The sequence below is a fragment of the Winogradskyella wichelsiae genome (assembly GCF_013403925.1).
In the GTDB taxonomy this organism is placed as follows: Bacteria; Bacteroidota; Bacteroidia; order Flavobacteriales; family Flavobacteriaceae; genus Winogradskyella; species Winogradskyella wichelsiae.
In genome coordinates this window covers 779,312-801,657 of the sequence record NZ_JABFDJ010000002.1, presented here as the reverse complement: position 1 = coordinate 801,657, position 22,346 = coordinate 779,312, and the positions used below count along the sequence as shown (strand labels likewise).

16 protein-coding genes and 3 pseudogenes are annotated in these 22,346 nt (G+C 31.0%); 16 read left to right on the top strand and 3 right to left on the bottom strand.

Features of this window, described 5'->3' with window-relative positions; genetic code table 11:
• The first annotated feature begins 51 nt into the window (after positions 1–51).
• Both HM985_RS07125 and HM985_RS07120 read left to right on the top strand, forming a co-directional pair.
• The gene (locus HM985_RS07125; protein WP_179375568.1) at positions 52–3,558 is read left to right on the top strand and encodes a TraB/GumN family protein; all 3,507 of its coding nucleotides are present in this window, start codon (positions 52–54) and stop codon (positions 3,556–3,558) included.
• A 44-nt stretch (positions 3,559–3,602) separates the two neighbouring features.
• Positions 3,603–3,818, top strand: a complete 216-nt coding sequence (locus HM985_RS07120; protein ID WP_179375567.1) for a PLDc N-terminal domain-containing protein — start codon at positions 3,603–3,605, stop codon at positions 3,816–3,818.
• Positions 3,819–3,847: 29 nt separating this feature from the next.
• Here HM985_RS07120 and HM985_RS07115 read toward each other — a convergent pair.
• Positions 3,848–4,036: pseudogene (locus HM985_RS07115) on the bottom strand (helix-turn-helix domain-containing protein); the annotation flags it as partial.
• 42 nt (positions 4,037–4,078) lie between these two features.
• Here HM985_RS07115 and HM985_RS07110 point away from each other — a divergent pair.
• Entirely contained in the window at positions 4,079–4,858 is a 780-nt protein-coding gene (locus HM985_RS07110; protein ID WP_179375566.1) for a GLPGLI family protein, read from the top strand.
• A pseudogene (locus tag HM985_RS07105) lies at positions 4,831–7,488 on the top strand (carboxypeptidase-like regulatory domain-containing protein). Before HM985_RS07110 ends, HM985_RS07105 begins: the two are co-directional and overlap by 28 nt.
• 3 nt (positions 7,489–7,491) lie before the next feature.
• Here the strand turns inward: HM985_RS07105 and HM985_RS07100 are convergent.
• Positions 7,492–7,680: pseudogene (locus HM985_RS07100) on the bottom strand (helix-turn-helix transcriptional regulator); the annotation flags it as partial.
• A gap of 443 nt (positions 7,681–8,123) precedes the next feature.
• Between HM985_RS07100 and HM985_RS07095 the strand changes: the two are divergent.
• The 3 genes from HM985_RS07095 to HM985_RS07085 all read left to right on the top strand — a co-directional run bounded on the left by HM985_RS07095 (position 8,124) and on the right by HM985_RS07085 (position 11,976).
• Positions 8,124–8,387, top strand: a complete 264-nt coding sequence (locus HM985_RS07095; protein WP_179375565.1) for a hypothetical protein — start codon at positions 8,124–8,126, stop codon at positions 8,385–8,387.
• A gap of 65 nt (positions 8,388–8,452) precedes the next feature.
• Positions 8,453–9,193 carry a GLPGLI family protein gene (locus HM985_RS07090; RefSeq protein WP_179375564.1) on the top strand — a complete coding sequence of 247 codons (741 nt, stop codon included), beginning with the start codon at positions 8,453–8,455 and terminating at the stop codon, positions 9,191–9,193.
• A 110-nt stretch (positions 9,194–9,303) separates the two neighbouring features.
• On the top strand, positions 9,304–11,976 hold the full coding sequence (locus HM985_RS07085) for a carboxypeptidase-like regulatory domain-containing protein (protein WP_179375563.1): 2,673 nt from the start codon (positions 9,304–9,306) through the stop codon (positions 11,974–11,976).
• 36 nt (positions 11,977–12,012) lie between these two features.
• Here the strand turns inward: HM985_RS07085 and HM985_RS07080 are convergent, their stop codons facing one another.
• Positions 12,013–12,912: a helix-turn-helix transcriptional regulator gene (locus HM985_RS07080; protein WP_179375562.1), complete on the bottom strand. Its 900-nt coding sequence runs from the start codon at positions 12,910–12,912 to the stop codon at positions 12,013–12,015.
• 209 nt (positions 12,913–13,121) lie between these two features.
• Here HM985_RS07080 and hemA point away from each other — a divergent pair, with 209 nt between their 5' ends.
• The 9 genes from hemA to HM985_RS07035 all read left to right on the top strand — a co-directional run bounded on the left by hemA (position 13,122) and on the right by HM985_RS07035 (position 22,340).
• Positions 13,122–14,369: a glutamyl-tRNA reductase gene (gene hemA, locus HM985_RS07075; protein WP_179375561.1), complete on the top strand. Its 1,248-nt coding sequence runs from the start codon at positions 13,122–13,124 to the stop codon at positions 14,367–14,369.
• On the top strand, positions 14,362–15,939 hold the full coding sequence (gene hemC / locus HM985_RS07070; protein ID WP_179375560.1) for a hydroxymethylbilane synthase: 1,578 nt from the start codon (positions 14,362–14,364) through the stop codon (positions 15,937–15,939). Before hemA ends, hemC begins: the two co-directional genes overlap by 8 nt.
• Positions 15,940–15,997: 58 nt before the next feature.
• On the top strand, positions 15,998–17,749 hold the full coding sequence (locus tag HM985_RS07065; RefSeq protein ID WP_179375559.1) for a TrkH family potassium uptake protein: 1,752 nt from the start codon (positions 15,998–16,000) through the stop codon (positions 17,747–17,749).
• Positions 17,750–17,781: 32 nt separating this feature from the next.
• Positions 17,782–18,498 carry a potassium channel family protein gene (locus tag HM985_RS07060; protein ID WP_179375558.1) on the top strand — a complete coding sequence of 239 codons (717 nt, stop codon included), beginning with the start codon at positions 17,782–17,784 and terminating at the stop codon, positions 18,496–18,498.
• Position 18,499: 1 nt separating this feature from the next.
• Positions 18,500–19,528, top strand: coding sequence for a uroporphyrinogen decarboxylase (gene hemE / locus HM985_RS07055; RefSeq protein ID WP_179375557.1), 1,029 nt, complete (start codon positions 18,500–18,502; stop codon positions 19,526–19,528).
• Positions 19,529–19,604: 76 nt separating this feature from the next.
• Positions 19,605–20,399, top strand: a complete 795-nt coding sequence (locus tag HM985_RS07050; protein ID WP_179375556.1) for an EI24 domain-containing protein — start codon at positions 19,605–19,607, stop codon at positions 20,397–20,399.
• A gap of 2 nt (positions 20,400–20,401) precedes the next feature.
• A complete protein-coding gene (locus HM985_RS07045; protein ID WP_179375555.1) occupies positions 20,402–20,935 on the top strand; it encodes a GNAT family N-acetyltransferase in 534 nt (177 codons plus the stop codon).
• Between the two features lie 6 nt (positions 20,936–20,941).
• A complete protein-coding gene (gene hemF / locus HM985_RS07040; protein ID WP_179375554.1) occupies positions 20,942–21,844 on the top strand; it encodes an oxygen-dependent coproporphyrinogen oxidase in 903 nt (300 codons plus the stop codon).
• Positions 21,845–21,893: 49 nt separating this feature from the next.
• Positions 21,894–22,340, top strand: a complete 447-nt coding sequence (locus HM985_RS07035; protein ID WP_246284966.1) for a YchJ family protein — start codon at positions 21,894–21,896, stop codon at positions 22,338–22,340.
• Positions 22,341–22,346: the final 6 nt, after the last annotated feature.

Sequence of the window (22,346 nt, the reverse complement as noted above, 5' to 3'; positions counted from 1 at the left end):
TAACTCTTAAAAGGATTTAAATACCTTTACAAGTACCGCTTAAATTATATTATGAAAAAAACCGCTTCTATAATTCTTGTTTTATTTACCGCTTTTGCTTTCTCACAACAACAATATCAGAGTCTACTTTGGAAGATTACCGGAAATGGATTACAAAAACCATCTTATCTATATGGCACAATGCATGTCAGCAAAAAAGTAGCCTTTAGACTCGATGATGTGTTCTATAAAGCTTTAGACCAAAGTGACTGTATTGCTTTAGAATCTGATCCTACAACGTGGCCTGAATTTAATCATGCAACCATGTTAAATCAAATAGCTGCTTACAACGATTATAATGATGATTTTTATGCCAATGCATTTAAGCTAATACATCCTGAAGAAATGACAATTAGAGGTTCTGTAAGAATGGATAATAACGCTATAAATACCTATTTATACAGAAAAAGTAATACGTCAGATAATTTTGAAGAAGAGACTTATTTAGACATGTTTATTTTTCAAGCGGGAAAGAAAAATAACAAAGAAATATATGCTTTAGAAGACTTAGAAGAATCGAGATACCTTACCACAAAAGCAGCCTATAATGCTAACAAAAAAGAACTAGAGCCGTGGATTCAAAAATTATACGCTCAAGAGAATCCTTATTTAATTCAAGAAAACCTTTATCGCGATCGCAATTTAGATTTATTAGATTCTATTGGAGCTGGTGTAAACACAAAATTCTTTAGAGAAAACATGCTTTACATCCGTAATGAAAATATGGTGGTTTCTTTAGATAAACTAATGCCAACCAAGTCTGTTTTTGCAGGTGTTGGAGCAGCTCATTTACCAGGTGACCAAGGCATGATTAATCTGTTGCGAAAAAGAGGCTATACTGTAGAGGCACTAATATCTAAACAAACTAATTACAGTAAGACAGAAAAAACAAAATTAGACAGTTTATTTATAGCGCCAACACTTAAAAAACACACCACACCAGATGGGTTTTTAAGCATTAACACCTACGATGAATTACGTGAGTTTTCTTATGGTGGACAAAAATATTATTTAGACCCAGACATGACTAATGGTGCTTACTTAACCATTAATAGAATTAGCCGCTTTAGATATTTACCAAACGAAAAATCTAATATCACCTTAAAAGATATTGACAATCTACTATATGAAGATATCCCCGGGGATATTATAAAAAAGGATAAATTAAAAAAACCTTATCCAGGTATAAGCATCGTTAATAAGACTAAAAAAGGCGAGTTTCAGAAATATCATATTTACGAAACACCTTTAGAAATCATTATTATAAAATTTGCAGGTCGAAGTGATTTTGTATTAAAACATGAAGGTGACGTTTTTAATTCTATTGACTTAAAGACACTCTCAAACACCACACAATTATTTGTATCTCCAGAAAAAAAATTTCAAGTAAATTTTCCTAATTATTATACCTCTAGTAACATGAATAATTATGGTAAAAAACTACTTGAAGGTTATAAAGATGATGCCTATTATTTTTTGGAAGAAGCGGTATTAAACGACCTCTCTTATATTGAAGAAGATAGCTTTGAAGCTAAATATTTTCATCATGCTTTATATAAAAACTATAAGCTTTCAGAAGCTAAAGGGGGATTTAAAGCTGGCAATTACAAGAATTATGAATCTTATGCCCTTTTAGACTCTTCAACAAATAAAAAACTTCATTTAAAAACCATAGCAAAAGATGGTAGTTATTATTTATTAGGTTACGTTGGTACTAATGATGCCGATAAAACTGCCTTTTTTAAATCTTTTAAATTCAACAAAACCGATTATACCAATTTTAAAACAGTAATCGATACATCGCTATACTTCTCAGTAAATACCAACGGAAAAGCGCCATTACCAAACCCTTATAACTACAACAATACCACAAGGCATAAAGATTATGAGCAAACAATGAACGAAACAGTTTATTCTACCAATGCTAACGAACAAATTACAGTCTCCAGAACTAAGTTTCACGATTTACAAATGTTTCATAATACAGATAGCCTTTGGAAAAACTTAGAAGAGAAAGTAAATTATATGTCGCGTTATTATATTCCAGAGAAAAAATTTAATATCGGTAATCGTTCGTCTTCAAAAACAGGTGCTATTTATACTCACAATTTTACATATTCAGATTCTGCGAGTGCCAAGCAAGTGTTAGTTAAAAATATATTGAAAGAAGGAGTTCTGTATGAACTAAAAACTTTGATTGATTCTATAAGTGGGCCTTCAAAATTTGTAACAGAATTTTATAATTCCTTCACCCCAAAAGATACCTTATTAGGCAAAAGTGTTTTAAAAGATAAAACTAATTTATTTTTTGAAGCCCTGAGGTCTAATGACAGTATTGTTATAGAAGCTTACGACTTAGTAAAATTCAAAAAACACAACAGCAAAGACATTATTTCGGTTTTAAAAGATTTTCAATTTGACAAAGATCGTCTAAACATAAAATCTCATCTTGTAGAACAACTTATTACTATAGATTTAAAGAATAATATACCTTTTATAAAACAATTATATATTAATAGTTACTCCGATCCACAAACACAAACCTCAATATTAGAAGGTTTATTAGACTCTAATAATAAAGCATCCTATAAAATTGCTCTAGAACTTATGGAACGCGATTTACCTTTAGGAAGTGTTAGCAGCATGTTTTACAATTACAACGGTAAAGATTCTTTAGCGCTTAAAGCTTCTTTGTTTCCCAAAATACTAGAATACTCAACCATAGAAGAATACAAACAACCACTATATACTCTACTCGCTAAAGTAAAAGATAGTGGCTTAGTAAAACAAAGAACATATAAAAAATATAAAAATCAGTTGATTAATGACGCTAAAGTGGAAATTAAGCGAAACCTAGGAAACTATAATTATGGATACAATACTTACTCTAGTGATTTATCTACTTATGTACGCTTAATTTTTCCTTACAGGAATGAACGTAAGGCAAAAGATTTCTTTGAAAAATTATTGAATGTAGATGACGCTTACGCTTTGGTAAAATATTACGTATTACTATCTCAAGCAAAAGAAACCATACCAGAAAAGCTGAACGAAATACTCGTAGATAACGAAGAAAACCAATATTTACTTTTAGAAGAATTAGACGAAGAAAAGCTTTTAAACAAAATTAAATCTATTGGAATTAACCAACAGCAATTTGCAAAATCTAAACTCTTATCAGATGCCAATTATGAGAAGGAAAAAGATTCAATTACTTTTATTCTTAAACGTGATTTTACAACTGACAAGGGGAAAAATGCAGAAATGTATTTCTTTAAAATAGATAAAGACGATGAGTATTCTGGCAAATTAGAGATTTTACATTATATCTCTTTTATAAAACCAAAAAACCCAAATGAATTGGTAGTGAATTACTATTCTCAATCAGAAACCTATGGTACTATGGTAGACAAAACAAAAGAGTTAAAAGAGCAGTATACTGAAATCTTAAATCTTGCTATATATAAAGACAGACAACGTGTTAGAGCTATCGGTGGTGATGGGTATTATGATTACTAAGATTTAATTTGTACTTTCACCTTAAATCAACTAAACCAAAAAATATGCTTTTTATTTCACCAATGCAAATTATTTTTATGGGAACATTACTAGTCGTAATGATTATTACAAGCTTAGTTTTAGCATCAAAAAACGAGAGTACTTTTAAGTTTTTAATTTGGGTAGCAATAATTTTAGGTTTACCTTTTATAGGAAGTGTTAGTTATTTAATAAAACATTACGCATTATCTCAAGTTAAAACCAACAATTTACTTCGTTAACTAGAAGCTGCTATATATACTTCTTAGGCTTAGAACTTCTTTTTAAAAGTTGCTATAAAATGGCTTCCAGTGCTGTAACCCACTCTTAGCCCAACTTCATTGACATTATAATCATCAGATTCTAAAAGTTTGCGTGCCACTTTCATTTTATAATCGAATAGAAAACTAAAAACTGAGTCGCCATAAATCTACTTAAAACCTTCTTTCATTTTTTCAATGATTGAAGCGCCTGATTGACAAACCTTAATCGTTTAAATTACATGAAAATAATTTCTTATTCAATAATCCTTTTTTATATCATTACTCATATTACCTATGCACAGAATATTAATTATGATGTTGAAATAGAATATACAATCTCCTTTAATACCGAAAGACCAACCACACAAAAAGGCATTTTATATTTAGATAGCTCGAGAAAAAAGTCCATGTTCATGTACGGGAAAAATACAGAATCTAGCATAAAACAAAGTGACGGGGAAAACACGGAATATGATTTATTTTCCGCAGGAAAGAAAAAAGTTTTTTACCAAGATTTCAATAAAGATACCCTTATATCAAGAATCAATTTATTTTCTGAACAATTCATAGTAGAAGAAAATATCCCACAATTGAAATGGGAAATTCATGATGAAGAAAAAATGCTTGATAAGTACCTTTTAAAAAAAGCAACTTTATACTTTAGGGGTAGAAATTATATTGCATGGTATTCGGAAGAGTATCCTTTACCTTACGGACCGTGGAAATTTAGTGGTTTACCAGGGCTAATTATGGAAGTATATGACACAACTAAACGTTACCATTGGCAAGTAAATTCAATCAAACAAACTGAAGAAACGGCTTTAGACTTAAAGCCTATTTTAAAAGGGAAAGAGACTCTAACAATAAAACAATATGCCGATAGAAAGTTTAACAACGATAATCAGTATAAAAAAATGGCAAGCAAGCTACCCAAAGGAGTCCAAGTAACTCAAATGAAGACACTAAGAACAGGTTTTGAAATTAAATTTGAATGGGAAGAAGAGGAAAAAAAGAACTAATTCTATTTATTTTATTAACTTTTAATAGTCTCATTTTTTCTCAAACAATTATTTCAGGATTTGTTAAAGAAAAAAATGGAAATTCAATTCCTTCAGCAAGTATCATTCTAAAAGATTCTCTTGGCTCTTCAACTATTGGATATACATTTTTAGATCAAAATGGAAACTATAAATTAACCACTAACCAATACGGTCATTTTAAACTTTCGTTTTCCTCCCTTGGCTATAAAACCAAAATCATTTCCATTACTGTTTTAAAAAATCAAAGCCATCTTAACTTAGATATCAAATTAGAAGAACAGCCCATAGATTTAAAAGAAGTAATTATCCGTGCAGAAAAACCTATTTCTATCCTTAAAGACACCATCCTTTTTAAAACTAGATTCTTTACTAATGGCACAGAACAAACGGTAGAAGACCTATTAAAAAAAATTCCAGGATTAAATGTAGATAGTAACGGCATAATTAAAGTAGGCAATCAAGAAATTGAGAAACTTATGATTGATGGAGACGATCTTTTTGAGAAAGGCTATAAAATATTGTCAAAAAATATGTCTGCCTATCCTATAGAAGAGGTTGAGGTATTAAAACGCTACTCAAACAATCGGTTACTAAAAGACATTGAAGAAAGCAATAAAATAGCTTTAAATTTGAAGCTAAAAGAAGATGCTAAACGTATTTGGTTTGGTAATGCAGAATTAGGTATTGGTAATGATGGTTTCTACCAACTAAAGGGCAACCTTATGAATTTTGGTAAAAAAAATAAATACTTTTTTTTAGCCAATGGCAACAGTGTTGGTTATGATACCACAGGAGATATTCAAAACCTTATTAGACCTTTTCGTTCTAATGAACCATCAAGTATCGGAGACAACCAACACGTTAGTAGTTTATTGAATTTATCTGCTGGTAGCTTAAATTTTAAACGTAGCAGAACCAATTTTAATAATGCAGAACTGGTTTCATTAAATGCTATATTTAATCCTACTGAGAAACTAAAAATAAAAACATTAGGCTTTTTTAATTGGGATGAAACCGATTTTTACAGAAATAAAATTGATAATGTCAATGCAAACAACACCAACTTTACAAACTAAGAAGTAAAAAAAGAATTGCATTTGGCAAGCTAGATTTAACTTACAACATATCTAAAACCAAAATGTTAGAAGCCACCACAAAGTTTAATAGTGGCAATTATAATGATGGCTCTAATTTAATCTTTAACGAGAATTCTACAATAGAAAATCTAAAGCATCAAAATACATTATTTGATCAAAAAATCAATTACACCAATAAATTTACAGATAAAAAAGTCTTTTTACTTACAGGTCACTTTACTCAAGAAAAATCACCACAAAATTATAGTATCAACCAATTTTTTTATCAAGATTTATTTCCAGATGCAACCAATGCAAACAACGTAAAACAACAAAGCACTAACCAAATGCAATTTGCAGGTGTAAGCGCACATTTATTAGATAGAAAACCTAATGGGAACTTATTAGAACTTCAATTTGGTAATGAATATCGAAAAGACAAATTAAATACTGAGTTTTCAATCTTAGAAAATGATACTACTTTAGAACAACCCATAAATTACCAAAACAATACCACCTATACTGTTAATGATTTGTATATAAAAAGCAAATACCGTTATAAAATAGGCGATTTTGGACTCACAGGAAAATTAAACATACATCAGCTTTTTAATCAATTAGACTTCAGGAATAGCTCAGAGAGCCAAAACCCTTTCTTTCTTAACCCAAGCATAGGACTAGATTGGAAAATAAATGATAAAAACAAAATTACTTCATCGTATTCTTATAATACTACAAATGCAACAATTTTAGATATATAACAACTTTGTGCTTACTAGTTTTAGATCGTTTTCTACTGGCACTAGTAGTTTTAATCAATTAGATGCCTCTAGTATGTCGTTTAATTATCAATTGGGTAATTGGAGCGATCGCTTTTTTGCAAATACATTTATTTTGTACAGTAAAAATCACGATTTCTTTTCTACGAATACAAATATTGAACAAAATTTTACCCAATCGCGACAAATACTAATAAAAGACCGAGCGTTTATAAGTATAAATTCTAAACTTGATTATTATTTTAAGTTTATATCTTCTAATTTAAAACTAGATTTAGGCTACTCTAAAAGCGAATTTAAAAACATTGTAAATAATTCAGACCTAAGAACCATAACCTCTAATAATTATAATTACGGCATAGAATTACGTTCAGGTTTTAAAGGTGTCTTCAACTACCATATAGGTACAAAATGGACAACAAACGAAATAGAAACTACAATTAATAACGCTTATACTAACAATGAAAGTTTTTTAGACTTAACATTTGTTTTCAATGATAAATTTGATGTGCAGCTTCAATCTGAGCGTTATTATTTTGGAAATATACAAACAACGGATAACACGTATTATTTCTTAGATATTGATGCCAGATACCAACTCATAAAAAGCAAACTATCTCTGGGTTTAACCGGTAAAAACCTTTTTAATACTGAAACATACAGAACATTCTCAATAACCGATATTGGCTCTTCTTCCACCGAATATAGGTTACTACCAAGACATGTACTATTAAAACTAGAATATAGGTTCTAAAACCTAACTAGAAGCCGTTATATACTTCTTAGGCGTCGTCCCAAATTTCTTCTTAAAAGCCGCAATAAAATGGCTTCCTGTGCTGTAACCTACGCGTAATCCAACTTCGTTTACATTGTAATCATAAGATTCTAAAAGCTTACGTGCGACTTCCATTTTTTTTAAGCTGAGATCTATTTCATCTGCTAATTCTTATAAGTTTTTTCTTTAAACCATAAATATTACCAACGTGTTACACCAATTAGAAATGATAATGATTATTAACCGTTGTTTAATATAATTCTCAGGAAAATCATAATCTAAAATTGTTAAATTTTCAATTATTTTAGGTTAGCACTTACGGTTTTACCACAGTAGTATTACGGAAAAACCGTAATAGGTTTTATTTCAAAAAAAAACCTATTTTTTATTTGATTTATTCTATTTTTTTTTTAGATTCACGCTGTTCGAAAGATTATAAAAATGTAAAGCAAAGGCATTTAAGTCGTTTTTTGAACAGGTATTGATACCAAAAACCAGCGTTGGTTTATTTTTTCTTTGCACACTTTGCTATATTTTCTCTTTGCTAAAATCTTTGCATAATTAATTATTAATCCAACCTTAACTAAATTAGGGTTATTGAAACAATTTAAATTATGAGAAAATTATTTTTAAGTCTAGTTTTTACATTAGCTATAGGTGCTACTTTTATGAATGCTAATTCAATAGAAAAAGAAGAAACCATAGTAAATAACGAAACCATACAATCTGAAGATGATTTTGGTTGTGCTAGTGATTGTAACGCGGCAGCAAGACACGTTGCATTATTAATATCCGAAGACCACGACGATAGAGGTGCAGGTGGAGAACTAATGGAAAACTATACTGCATTATATGCTTTATGTATGGAAGGTTGCTAATCGTAAAGTCTTATATCAATTATATCTAGAGGTTAATAGCCTCTAGATTATTTTTTAAAAAATATATGAAACATTTAAAATCAATAATAGTTATTGCCTCATTTGTCATTTCATTGACTTTAAACGCACAAGATAACCTTTCCGGCATTATTCATTACGAATCTACAATAAGTAAAAAAGCAAAAGATAATTACTTAAAAAAAAGAGACTCTTTAAGCAAACAGCAGAAAGGTGAATTTATGATACAAGGGATGGATGCAGTATTTCTCAATACAACACCTACATTATCGACCATTGAATTTAATAATGGAGAAGGTTTGTACAAAGTAGAAACTAGCTTAAATATAGATGAAACTGATTTTGGGCAAAAAATAGCGAGAACAGGTGCAGGTGGATCTAATGAATATTACTATAATACTAAAGAGGATAAATATTTAATAAAAAACTGTGAAACTACAGGTGATTGCTTTATTTATCCTAATCCAAATTTAGAGTGGAAATTAACACAAGAATCTAAAATAATAAATGGCTATACAGCTTTTAAAGCCACGAGAAGTAAAGGCAAAGTTATTGCTTGGTACGCACCAGCCTTACCTTTAAACTTTGGACCAAAAGGCGAATATGGTTTACCTGGATTAATTTTAGAATTAGACCTAGGTAAAACCACCTTTAAGGTTACTAAAATAGAACTTAATCCTAAAAAAAAGGTTAAAGTAAAAGCTCCAACGAAAGGAAAGGTAGTTACTTATGAAGAATATGTAGAAATTATCGAAAAAGCTAAACGTAAAGTATTTGGCAACAATTAGTTAATAAATTAGATTGGCTTATCCATTTTTCATTCTAAATTTCGATTTTTAAAAAAGTAATTAGAATGTTCCCGCGTGTGCAGTTTAAGACAAAAATTAAGGTGATTTCAATGAAAATAGACTATATCTTTATTTTATTATTATTGTTTACTACCAATTTATTTGCCCAAAACATAACCTTATCAGGGAAAGTTACAGATAGTCTCAATAATCCTATATCTCTAGCCAACGTTATAGCTAAGCCTAATGACATTTCAAAAAATCTAAAATTTTCAGTATCAGATAGTGAAGGGTTTTACAAATTACAATTGACTAAAGAAGATACGGTAAATATCAGTATCTCGTATTTAGGATATAAGACCGCTAACTTTCAATTTGTAGCCTCAAAAACGCTTCAAAAGAATATTGTTTTAAAACAATCAACTGAACAATTAAGTGCGGTCGTCATAGAAATGCCAATAACTGTAAAAGGCGATACTACAACCTACAAAACAGATAAATTTGTTAATGGGTCTGAGCGCAAATTAAGAAACGTTCTCCATAAACTACCTGGTGTAGAAGTATCTAGAGATGGTACTGTAACTGTATTTGGCAAAAAAGTTACTGCCATGCTAGTGGATGGAAAAAAATTTTTCGGTGGCAACTCTAAATTAGCCGTAAACAACATTCCTGCAAATGCAATTGGAGATATAGAAGTCATTGATAATTATAATGAAATCGCCTTTTTAAAGAGTTTAACAGATTCTGATGAAATGGCTATGAATATTAAACTAAAAAAAGATAAAAACCGATTTACTTTTGGTGATATATCTGCTGGAATAGGCAATAACGATTTTTATAAAACAAGTGCAAACCTCTTTTATTATGCACCAAAAATCAATATAAATTTTATCGGTAATATTAATAACATAGGTGAAGAGACAATGTCCTTTAAAGATTATCTTAGTTTTTCTGGTGGTGTAAATGCTGTTTTTAAAGGTAATTTTAATTTCCGTGGAGGCGACTTTTCTCAATTTATGGACAATAGAGATGTCTTAACAAGCACACAAAAATTTGGTGCTTTAAACATTACTAAAACAGCTTCCTCAAAATTAGATATTTCTGGTTATATAATTCTTTCAGATAGTGATACCAACAATTTTGTTGAGGATTTTAATGAATATACAACCTATACAGAAGAGAAAACCAATAAAACAAATGCTCAAAATTTATTAGGTATAACAAACCTTAATTTAGAATATGTGCCAAACGCATCAGAATGGTGGCATGCGAGAACCCAAATAAAAAGAACAAATACAACTAATAACGATAATTTAGCAACAATTGTCTCAAACAATACTAATAACATAAATACAAACAGAAATTTAACGGCTACTTTTTTAAACCAAAATGTAGAGTGGCACAAAAGAAAATCTAAACACCATACGTTTTCAGCTGTTATCAATTATGTATTCGATTCAACCGACAGAAATAACTTTTGGTCTACACAAGATCCAATTCTACAAGGATTAATTCCAACAGATAATAGTCAAGATTTAATACGTCTTAACCAAGATAGAGACACGCAACAGCAAAATTTTGATGGTATCTTTAAATATTACTGGGAAATTAACAAGAGTAACCACATATATACCACACTCGGCAATAAACTTTTAGCAGAGAATTTCCTTACTACAGACCAACAAATATTAGATAATGGCGATGAAAATAATTTTCAATCTGATGGTTTCAATAATAATCTAGATTTTAAATTAAACGATGCCTTTGCAGGAATACATTATAAATTTAGAACAGGTATTTTTACTTTTAAGCAAGGTGCCTTTTTACACAATTATAATTGGAACGTAAATCAACAAACTAAGATTCACAAAAATAAATGGATTGTGTTACCAGATTTTTTAGCTAAAATCGACTTTAATAAATCTAGAAAAATTCAACTGAATTACAACTTAAAAACAACATTCTCTGATACTAATCGCTTTGCAAATCAGTTTTATTTACAATCTTATAATTCTGTTTTTAGAGGAAATGAGAATTTAGAAAACAACTTATTTCATTCGCTTAACGCAAGATACAGTCGGTTTAGCTTGTACAGAGGTTTATTGCTGTTTGCAAACATTAGCTATAACAAGCAAATTAGAGGTGTAAAGAATACTGTTGTTTTTGATTCTTCCAATCCAAACGTCTCTCAACAAATTAATCAATTTATAAGTGCCAAACTATTTAATAACGCTTCTGAAGATTTTACGGCTAACATTCACTTAGAAAAAGATATTAAAAACATAAAATCTAAATTTAATGTAGGATACAACAAGTCAAACTTCAAACAAGAGGTAGATAATACTATTGAAACAAACAGAAATACAAGTTATAATTATGAATTGGGTTTAGAAACGCTCTTTGAAAAGTTTCCAACCATAGAAATCGGTTTAAAACAGGATATTAGTCGATTTACATCTAACAGTACAACTTCTAAATTTGTAACTACAGTACCTTTTTCAAAAATAGATTACTATTTTCTTGATGGTTTTATATTCAATTTTGAATACAGTAAAAACATTTATAACAACAAAGATTTGGCTCAAAAAAACGACTATCAAATTGCAAATACATCTTTATCATACAAAAGAGAGAATAGCGCTTGGTCTTTTAAAATCACGAGTCAAAACCTATTTAATGAAGAATTTAAACAAAGTAATAGTTTTTCTGATTATCTAATTTCAGATAGTAAGACTTATATTTTACCTCGCATTATTATGTTTAGCGTTGGCTATAACTTGTAATTTGAGAAACTAAGTAATTTTTAATCATTTCGCTTTTCAACTAGAAGCCGTTATATACTTCTTAGGCGTCGTCCCAAATTTCTTTTTAAAAGCCGCAATAAAATGGCTTCCTGTGCTGTAACCCACTCTTAATCCAACTTCATTTACATTATAATCACCAGATTCTAAAAGTTTACGTGCCACTTCCATTTTATAATCGAATAGAAAACTAAAAACCGAATCGCCATAAATCTGCTTAAAACCTTCTTTCAATTTTTTTAAGCTCAGATCTATTTCATCTGCTAATTCTTGCAAACTTGGCGGCTCTGACATATTAGCAATAATAATATCTTTTGCCTTTTTCAGTTTAGCGACATTAACCTCATCTACTAAAAACGGACATTGTTCAATATCTGCATCTTCACTTCTATTAAAAAATAGACTCAACAACTCGTAAGCTTTACCTTTAAAATACAATGATTTAATAGAATTATTAAGATTAAAACTAATTAACTGATTTAAAACAACAGCCATTGAAGGTGAAATTTTCCCATCTTTATAATACTTTTTATCTTTATTATCATCCATTAAGAAAGTCACATAATTAGCATCTTGAGAAAACAAACCATGAAATTTTTTAATAGAAATGACTAACGACACCAACCAAGAATGAGGCTGTAATTCTAGATGGATAGGTAAATCACGTTCTGGATTATAAAGCAGCAAAGAAGTTTCTTCGTTTATATTTAAAGTATAACGCCCGTCATTAAACACAAAAGCAGCAGTTCCCTTGTTACAAAAATGAAATTGAATGTAACTACTATCTATCTTGCGTTCAAGAATTTCAATGGTGTCATTTTCATTTTTATGTGTTAATATAAAAAATCCATCTTCCAAATATGTTTCTTCAAAAGTACCTTTAGCGATACTTTCTGAATTCGTTTTTTCTAAATTCATTTCACTATTATTTAGATTAGTTCTAAACAAAACGCTTAAAAGCTATTGATTATAAACAAAAGTATGATTTTTATCATGTTTTTGGTAAAAATGAGACTAAAAAACCCGAAACGACACTTAAAGTTCTTCTAGCGTTGTTTTTTTAAAAATATCGAAATTACATTTGCGGCGTTACTTTCCAAAGTCAGGTAAACGAGCGAACGCAACACATGCATAACAAAAGCAAATATTTTTACGCTATAGGTCTCAGCTATAAAAAAGCTGATGCGGAAGTGCGTGGTCATTTTAGCCTAAGCGATACCGCTAAGGAAAACGTATTGACCCAAGCCAAAGAAAATGGTATAGAGAGCCTATTGGTGATTTCTACATGTAACCGTACAGAATTATACGGTTTTGCAGAACATCCATTTCAACTGATTCATTTATTATGTGAAAACACCAAAGGAACTGTAGAAGAGTTTCAGGAGGTGGCTTACGTACATAAAAACAAAGAAGCCATTAACCACATGTTTCGTGTAGGTTCTGGTTTAGACAGTCAGATTTTAGGTGATTTTGAAATTATCTTTCAACTTAAAGCAGGTGCAAGAGCTTCTAAAAAGTTTAATTTACTTAATTCATTTACCGAACGTTTAGTAAACTCGGTAATTAGAGCCAGTAAGCGCATTAAAAACGAAACCTTATTATCATCGGGAGCAACGTCTGTGTCTTTTGCCTCTGTTCAATACATAATGAACAATGTAAAAGATATTTCTAAAAAGAACATTCTACTTTTCGGAACAGGTAAAATTGGCAGAAACACTTGTGAAAACTTAGTAAAACACACTAAAAATCCTCACATCACCTTAATCAATAGAACAAAAGATAAAGCTGAAGAGGTTGCTGGTAAATTTAATCTTGTGGTTAAAGATTACGATAATTTAGCCGAAGAATTAAACGTTTCAGATATTGCTATTGTAGCAACAGGTGCTCACACTCCAACGGTATATAAAGATTTAATTTCGACTACAAAACCGTTATTAGTTTTAGATTTATCGATTCCTAAAAACGTAAATGAAGATATTAGAGAACACTCTAATATTACATTAGTACATTTAGATGATTTAGCTAAAATTACAGATGATACTTTAGAAAAACGTAAAGCGTTTATTCCTGATGCTGAAGCAATAATTGTTGAAACCACAGCCGATTTTAATGCCTGGTTAGATACCTTAAAGTTTGTACCTACCATTCAGGCTATAAAACATAAGTTAACAGATTATAAAAATTCTGAACTTAACAACCAACGCAAAAAATTAGCTGACTTCAATGAAGATCAGGCCGAATTGATTAGTAATAATATTATTCAAAAAATAACCAATCAATTTGCACACCACTTAAGAGAAGATAGTGATTCTTCTGATGAAAGCATAGAGCTCATCAAAAAAATATTCCAGTTAGAAACTACAGATAATGTCTAAAATTATTCGCATTGGCACACGCGACAGCCAGCTCGCTATGTGGCAAGCAAAAACCGTTCAATCTCAACTTGAAAGATTGGGGCATAAAACCGTACTGGTACCTATAAAATCTACAGGAGATTTAGTTCTAGATAAACCCTTATACGAAATGGGAATTACTGGAGTTTTTACTAAGACTTTAGATGTTGCTATGCTAAAAGGCGCTATTGATATTGCAGTTCACTCACTAAAGGACGTACCAACTGTTTTACCAAAAGGTATTATACAAGCTGCTGTTTTAAAACGTGGTAATGTTAATGACACTCTAGTTATTAAAAAAAATGAAGAATTTTTATCTGCTAGAAATGCCATTATTGCTACAGGAAGTTTAAGACGTCGTGCACAATGGCTAAACCGTTACCCAACGCACACTATAGTTGGTTTACGTGGTAATGTAAATTCACGATTAGAAAAATTAGACGCTAACGAAGATTGGGATGCTGCTATTTTTGCAGGAGCCGGTTTAGGGCGTTTAAATATTACACCTGAAGACGCGATTAATCTACATTGGATGATTCCTGCACCAGCACAAGGAGCAGTAATGATTACAGCATTAGAAACCGATGAAGAAACCCGTGCTATTTGTGCAGAAATTAATCACGAAGAAACAGAAATAAGCACATCAATTGAGCGCGAATTTTTAAATCGTCTTGAAGGTGGTTGTTCTGCACCAATCGGAGCTTTAGCTTATATTAAAGACGAAGAGGTTAATTTTAAAGCTATTCTTTTAAGTACAGATGGTTCTAAAAAAATCGAAGTTTCTAAAGTTGTTCCTCTTGGTAATCATCATAATTTAGCAGAATTCTGTGCTGATTATATCATTGGTAAAGGAGGAAAAGTTTTGATAGATGAATTAGGTCAAGGTGATAAAGTCACTAATATTTATTCAACTAAAAAATTAACAAAAGATCAGGTCGCTAAGTTTCACGACAATGTTGTTCCTGTAAGTAACGATGATATTAAAACGAATCCTAACCGATTAAATAAGAATATCGTTCGTAATGAGATTGAAAATGTTATTATCACAAGCCAGAATGCTGTAGAAGCTTTACTGACTAACTTCTCTGCTATAGAATTACAATTCAAAAATATTTATTGTGTTGGTAGACGCACCAAACGTTTGGTAGAAAAACGCATAGGTAAAGTAAAGCATCATGAATCTTATGCTAAAAATTTAGCTGAGCATATGGCTGAATTTATGGACGGTACCGAAGTTACTTACTTTTGTAGCAACTTAAGATTAGACACCATTCCTGATATTTTATCTAAAAGCAATATTAAAGTTAACGAAGTTGAGGCTTACGAAACAAAACTAGACGCTAAAAAAATTGAAGAAGATTTAGATGGCGTTATGTTTTACAGCCCATCTACAGTTCAAAGTTTCTTACAATTAAACGAAGCAAAAGGAATTGCGTTTTGTATTGGAGAAACTACAGCTACAGAAGCTAAAAAGCACTTTAAAGAAGTACGCATAGCAAAAGTTCCTTTAGTAGAAAGTGTTGTGGAGCTAGTGAATGAATACTATAGTTAATAGCCTATTTACATCTGTTTTAAGGATAGGTGATCTAAAATAAACCCTAGTGATTTAAATGTCAAAGCTAGAAAGACAATCAGTGCTTAATTACATTTATCGGTTTTTCGATATTATTGTTTTGTTCTTTATTGTTTTTGATTTTGGTTATGATCACACCGATAATTTTACATCACCACATGTCTTTGGTTTAATTACTTTATCCATCCTGTTAATTCTTTTTAATGCTGTTAAACTTTCGGTTTACAAGCGCAAAAAGAATCAAAGGGTCGCATTAGTAAATGTTGTAATTATCTCAATCTTATTAATAGCATCAATTATCGTTGCTATAACCCATAGTCATAACGACTACCATTATATACTACAAAAAATAAAACCAATATTAGAGCTAGGTCTTATCTTATATTTCCTTCTACGACTATTGGTTTTTGTACGTTACATTTACGAAGTATATTATAATCCAACAATTGTATTTGTTGGAAGTTTTTTTATTCTAGCTATTTTAGGTGCTTTTTTACTTATGCTACCTAGTGCAACAGTAAACGGAATAAGCTTTACAAACGCCCTATTTACAGCAACTAGTTCAGTTTGCGTTACAGGTTTAGCTGTATTAGATACTAGTAGAGACTTTACCATTGTTGGGCAGTCCATTATCTTAGTTTTAATTCAGCTAGGTGGTTTAGGTATTCTAACATTTACCTCTTTTTTCGCCTTCTTTTTTAGAGGAAGTTCATCGTTTAAAGAAGGCTTAAACACCAGAGATTTTATTGCTCAAGATGGTCTAAAAGATGTTTTTAGAGCCGCATTAAATGTGGTAATTTTTACAGTATCTTTAGAAATTATTGGAGCTATAATCATCTATTCATCCATAATTCAAAATACTGTTATAAAGGATAAAATTTTCTTTTCAGTATTTCATTCTATCTCTGCATTTTGTAATGCAGGATTTTCTATTATTCCATCAGGATTATTTGAAGAGAGCATCCGATTTAATTATGGTTTTCAATGGATTATTATGATTCTCATTATTTTTGGAGGTTTGGGTCATAATATTATTTTCAACTTTTATAAGAAAATCAAAGTCTTAGTTTTAGAGTTATTTAAAGCAAAAATAATACATAAACGTGTCAGTATAATTACTCTTAATACTAAAATAGTTATTTACACCACAGTTATTTTGTTATTATTAGGGTGGGCTGGGTTCTTTATTTCAGAATACAATAACACCATGTTAGAGCACCCTACTTTAATCGGTAAATTAACAAATGCAGCCTTTAATTCTGTAAGCCCAAGAACCGCTGGCTTTAATGTTATTGATTATAGTAAAATGACTATTCCATCTTTACTATTTGTTATATTCTTAATGTGGATTGGCGCTTCACCTGCATCTACAGGTGGGGGTATAAAAACAAGTACCTTTGCATTGGCGATGTTAAACATTTTTACAGTAGCTAGAGGGAAGACTCGTATTGAGATTTTTGGAAAACGAATCTCTTCAGAATCAACCTCTAGAGCTTTTGCTATCTTATGTATTTCACTTGTAGTTATAAGTATAGCTGTAATGGCACTATTAATGTTTGAACCGAAAGACACCCCTTTATTAAGTGTTATTTTTGAATGTTTTTCAGCTTATAGCACCGTCGGTTTAAGCTTAAATTTTACACCAACATTAACCGAAGCCAGTAAATATGTTATTATTTTAATCATGTTTATTGGTAGAATAGGAATGCTTAACTTAATGATTGGATTATTACGTCAAATAAATCATCAGTTTTACGAGTATCCAAAAGAGAATATTTTAATTAACTAAGGTTATTTTACAGAGTATATAATTATATAAAGATGAAAGTAATTGTTATTGGACTTGGAAATTTTGGGAATGCTTTAGCTTTAAGTCTAACAGAAACAGGCAACGAAGTTATTGTAATAGACAAAGAAATGGAGAAAATTAACTGGTTAAAAGACCAAGTTTCTCACGCTATTTGTATGGATTCTACTAATGAATTGGCTTACGATGCTGTTCCTTTAAAGGATGCAAATTTAGTTGTTGTAGCCATAGGTGAAAATGAAGGTGCAGCAATTATTACTACAGCGATTGTTAAAAAACTTTGCGATGCAAGAATCATTAGCCGTGCCATTTCACCTATTCACGATACTGTTTTAGAAGCTATGGGAGTTAATAGTATTATTCATCCAGAACAAGATTCTGCAAAACGCTTAACACAACAACTAAATTTTAAATCTACTTTAGAAAACTATCAATTAGATAATAATTTCACCATTTCAGAAGTGAAAGCAAAAAAAGATTTCTTTGGTAAAACTTTAAAAGAATTAGACACCACAAATAAATATAAACTGACATTAATTACTATTATTCGCGAAAGGGAAAAACATAATTTAATAGGTAAAAAACATATAATTAAAGAAAGCATAGGTCGTATAAATTCAGAGACTATAGTAAAAGAACATGACACTTTAGTTGTTTATGGAAATAATAAAGACATAGAGAATTATTGCGTAGGACAAGAGGAATACGACTTAAGAAACAAAAATATATAACATGATTAAGAACGATTTATTTTTAAGAGCATTAAAAGGGGAAACTGTAGAACGCCCTCCAGTTTGGATGATGCGTCAAGCAGGACGTTATTTACCAGAATTTATGGAAATTAAAGCAAAATATGATTTTTTTACACGCTGCCAAACACCAGAGTTAGCAAGTGAAATTACCATACAACCTATTCGTCGTTACGGTATGGATGCTGCTATTTTGTTTTCAGATATTTTAGTAATTCCACAAGCTATGAATATCGAGGTAGAAATGAAACCAAATTTCGGTCCATATTTACCAAATCCTATTCGTTCTCAAAAAGATGTCGATAATGTTATTGTTCCAGATGTAAAAGTGGCTTTAAACTATGTTTATGAAGCTGTAAAAGCTACCAAGGAAAAATTGAATGATGAGATTCCTTTAATTGGTTTTGCAGGTTCACCATGGACAATTCTTTGTTATTGTGTACAAGGACAAGGCTCTAAAAACTTTGATAAAGCTAAAGAGTTTTGTTTTACAAATCCTATAGCCGCTCATGGATTGTTACAAAAAATTACGGATACAACTATTGCTTATCTTAAAGAAAAAGTAAAAGCAGGTTGTAATGCTGTACAAATATTCGATTCTTGGGGAGGTATGTTATCTCCAGTAGATTATCAAGAATTTTCATGGCAATATATGCAACAAATTATTGATGCTCTAAAAGACGATGCACCTGTAATTGCCTTTGGAAAAGGATGTTGGTTTGCTTTAGACACCATGGCAAAATCTGGCGCTTCTGCTTTAGGAGTTGATTGGACATGCTCTCCTAAAAACGCACGTTACTTAACAGGAGGAAATATAACCTTACAAGGTAATTTTGATCCAACACGTTTATTTTCGCCACCTGCTGAAATTAAAAAGATGGTACATCAAATGATTAACGAATTTGGAAAAGATAAATACATCGTTAATTTAGGACACGGTATTTTACCCAACATCCCTTTAGAAAATGCCAAAGCATTTATCGATGCCGTTAAAGAATATAAAGCAGAATAAGTTTAATACTTACTCAATTATTGTAACTTAAAATACGTATTAGCGTCTTTTAAGTATCGCTAAATAAAACTATAATATGATCAATAACATATTAAGAGGTGTAAAAGCCTATTCTGGGTGTTTCGCTTTAATTTCAAAATTAAAACTTTGGAAATATTTTGCAATACCTGTGCTTATCAGCATTATTACTGCTACCATAATTGGAATATCTGCTTATGGTCTTTCAGATAACATGGGACGTTTTATAGCTAAAGCATGGGTTTGGGAGTGGGGAAAAGAAACTTTTACAACTATTTCGACCTTTATTGGAGCAATAATGATCGTGGCTATAGGCTTAATCCTATATAAGCATATCATTATGGCATTATCTTCACCATTTATGAGTCCTGTTTCAGAAAAAATTGAAGAACACATAACTGGAGTTGACAGACATAGTCATCGAAACACCTCTTTCCAAGAGCAATTATGGAGAGGTATACGTATCAATGTTAGAAATTTAGGAAAAGAACTACTTGTTACTATTCCTATTTTATTATTGAATTTTATACCACTAATAGGAAATATAGCAGCTACAATTATATTATTTTTAGTGCAAGCTTACTATGCTGGTTTTGGAAATATGGATTACACCTTAGAACGTCATTTTAAGTATAAAAAAAGTCTACAGTTTGTAAGAAAACATAGAGGTGTTGCCATAGGAAATGGTATTGTTTTTATGTTATTTTTATTCATTCCTTTTATTGGTGTTATTATCGTATTGCCATTGAGTGTAACAGCTGCCACATTAAAAACTGTTGAGCTTTTAGAAAGTGAAAATCTAATAGTTCGGCCTACAAATGGTTTTGAAACACCTAAACATCTTAATACATAAAGATGACAGCAAAATTTAATGATTTTGAAATCAATCCCATCCATAAAAAAGATGCGTGGAAAATTTGTAATTTCATGATCGCCAACAAAGACCGATTAAAACTTTATTTCCCTAAAACTTTAGAGCAAAACCTAAACCCAACCTTATCTCAATTATTTGTTGAAAAGATGACAAAACAGTTTGAAGAAAAAGCAACGTTTGTTTTCACTTTAAAACATTCTGAAACAAGAGAACTCGCAGGACTTATTTACATCAAAGAACTCGATTGGGGCATCAAGCAAGGAGAATTTGCCTACTGCATTGGTTACCCTTTTGCAGCGCAAGGATTAACCTCTAAAGCCATTCACCATTTATCTCAATATGCTTTTAATCGTTTAGGATTAGAAACACTTCAAATTATAGTAAATAAAACTAATTTACCGAGTATAAAGGTCGCTTTAAACAATAATTTTAAGTGGCAAAAAACATTGTTAAATGAGTTTACTCCAAAAGACAAAAAATCTTTAGATATGGAGTTATACGAACGATATAAATAATTTATTTTGAAAAACAAATTCTTTAAATACATACATCAATTACAAGACACCATCACTTCTAAATTAGAAGAAGTCGATGGTAAAGTTAAATTTCAAGAAGATGTTTGGGAACGTCCAGAAGGTGGCGGTGGAAGAACACGTGTTATAGAAAATGGTGCTGTTTTTGAAAAAGGAGGTGTTAATATTTCTGGTGTTCATGGTAAATTACCAGACAGTATGCAGAAGTATTTTGGAGTGGAAGATGCTGATTTTTTTGCCTGTGGCTTAAGTTTGGTCTTACACCCAACAAATCCAATGGTTCCAACAGTACATGCGAATTGGCGTTATTTTGAAATGTATGACAAGGAAGGTAACATCGTAGATCAATGGTTTGGTGGTGGACAAGATTTAACACCTTATTATTTGTTTGAAGAAGATGCAAAACACTTCCACCAGACATGCAAAACAGCTTGCGACAAACACAACTCTGAATTTTACCCAAAATATAAGGCACGTTGCGATGAATATTTCCATAATGCACACCGAAATGAAGGCCGTGGTATTGGTGGATTATTCTTTGATTATTGCAAAGCTACCGAAGAAATGGACATGCAGAACTGGTACGATTTTGTAACCGAAGTAGGCGATAGTTTCTTAGAGGCTTATGTACCCATTGTTGAAAAACGAAAAACTTTAGAATATACCAAAACTCAGCGCGATTGGCAAGAAATACGCCGTGGTCGTTATGTAGAATTTAATTTAGTACATGATAAAGGCACACTATTTGGGTTAAAAACCAATGGACGAATAGAAAGTATTCTGATGAGTTTACCACCACATGTGCAATGGGTTTATGATCATAACCCTGAACTTGGAAGCGAAGAAGAGAAACTGATTAAAGTGTTACAAACCCCTGTGGGCTGGGTATAATAAGCATCTTAATACCTAAAATAAAAACCACTACACCCTAAATAAACTTATGTTAGACCTTGCAGGTTTATCAAACCTAGCAGGTCTCAAAATAGTAATATTACAAACGATGAACTGCCATTGCGGAAACCACAAAACCTACCAAGAATGCTGTGAAATTTTTCATTTAAACCATGGAAAAACAGACACTGCCGAACAACTTATGCGTTCTCGCTATAGCGCATTTGTTTTAGCTAATGGTGATTATTTAATGGCAACACACCACAAATCTACACGACAAATAAAAGAGAAAAAAGCCATTGTAAAATGGGCAAAATCGGTACAATGGATTAGATTAGAAGTCTTAGAAACTACCAAAGGATCGGAAAACGATACAGAAGGCACCGTAACTTTTAATGCTTATTTCTTTGAAAATGGAAAAGTAGATATTATACACGAAAAATCAGCTTTTGTAAAAGAAAATGAGCAATGGTTTTACCTAGGTTTAAGTCAGTAAACAAGT

Excerpts from the sequence above, each read along its gene's own strand:
- HM985_RS07125 (WP_179375568.1), top strand. The coding sequence starts at position 52 with ATGAAAAAAACCGCTTCTATAATTCTTGTTTTATTTACCGCTTTTGCT.
- HM985_RS07120 (WP_179375567.1), top strand. The coding sequence starts at position 3,603 with ATGCTTTTTATTTCACCAATGCAAATTATTTTTATGGGAACATTACTA.
- HM985_RS07110 (WP_179375566.1), top strand. The coding sequence starts at position 4,079 with ATGAAAATAATTTCTTATTCAATAATCCTTTTTTATATCATTACTCAT.
- HM985_RS07095 (WP_179375565.1), top strand. The coding sequence starts at position 8,124 with ATGAGAAAATTATTTTTAAGTCTAGTTTTTACATTAGCTATAGGTGCT.
- HM985_RS07090 (WP_179375564.1), top strand. The coding sequence starts at position 8,453 with ATGAAACATTTAAAATCAATAATAGTTATTGCCTCATTTGTCATTTCA.
- HM985_RS07085 (WP_179375563.1), top strand. The coding sequence starts at position 9,304 with ATGAAAATAGACTATATCTTTATTTTATTATTATTGTTTACTACCAAT.
- HM985_RS07080 (WP_179375562.1), bottom strand. The coding sequence starts at position 12,912 with ATGAATTTAGAAAAAACGAATTCAGAAAGTATCGCTAAAGGTACTTTT.
- hemA (WP_179375561.1), top strand. The coding sequence starts at position 13,122 with ATGCATAACAAAAGCAAATATTTTTACGCTATAGGTCTCAGCTATAAA.
- hemC (WP_179375560.1), top strand. The coding sequence starts at position 14,362 with ATGTCTAAAATTATTCGCATTGGCACACGCGACAGCCAGCTCGCTATG.
- HM985_RS07065 (WP_179375559.1), top strand. The coding sequence starts at position 15,998 with ATGTCAAAGCTAGAAAGACAATCAGTGCTTAATTACATTTATCGGTTT.
- HM985_RS07060 (WP_179375558.1), top strand. The coding sequence starts at position 17,782 with ATGAAAGTAATTGTTATTGGACTTGGAAATTTTGGGAATGCTTTAGCT.
- hemE (WP_179375557.1), top strand. The coding sequence starts at position 18,500 with ATGATTAAGAACGATTTATTTTTAAGAGCATTAAAAGGGGAAACTGTA.
- HM985_RS07050 (WP_179375556.1), top strand. The coding sequence starts at position 19,605 with ATGATCAATAACATATTAAGAGGTGTAAAAGCCTATTCTGGGTGTTTC.
- HM985_RS07045 (WP_179375555.1), top strand. The coding sequence starts at position 20,402 with ATGACAGCAAAATTTAATGATTTTGAAATCAATCCCATCCATAAAAAA.
- HM985_RS07035 (WP_246284966.1), top strand. The coding sequence starts at position 21,894 with ATGTTAGACCTTGCAGGTTTATCAAACCTAGCAGGTCTCAAAATAGTA.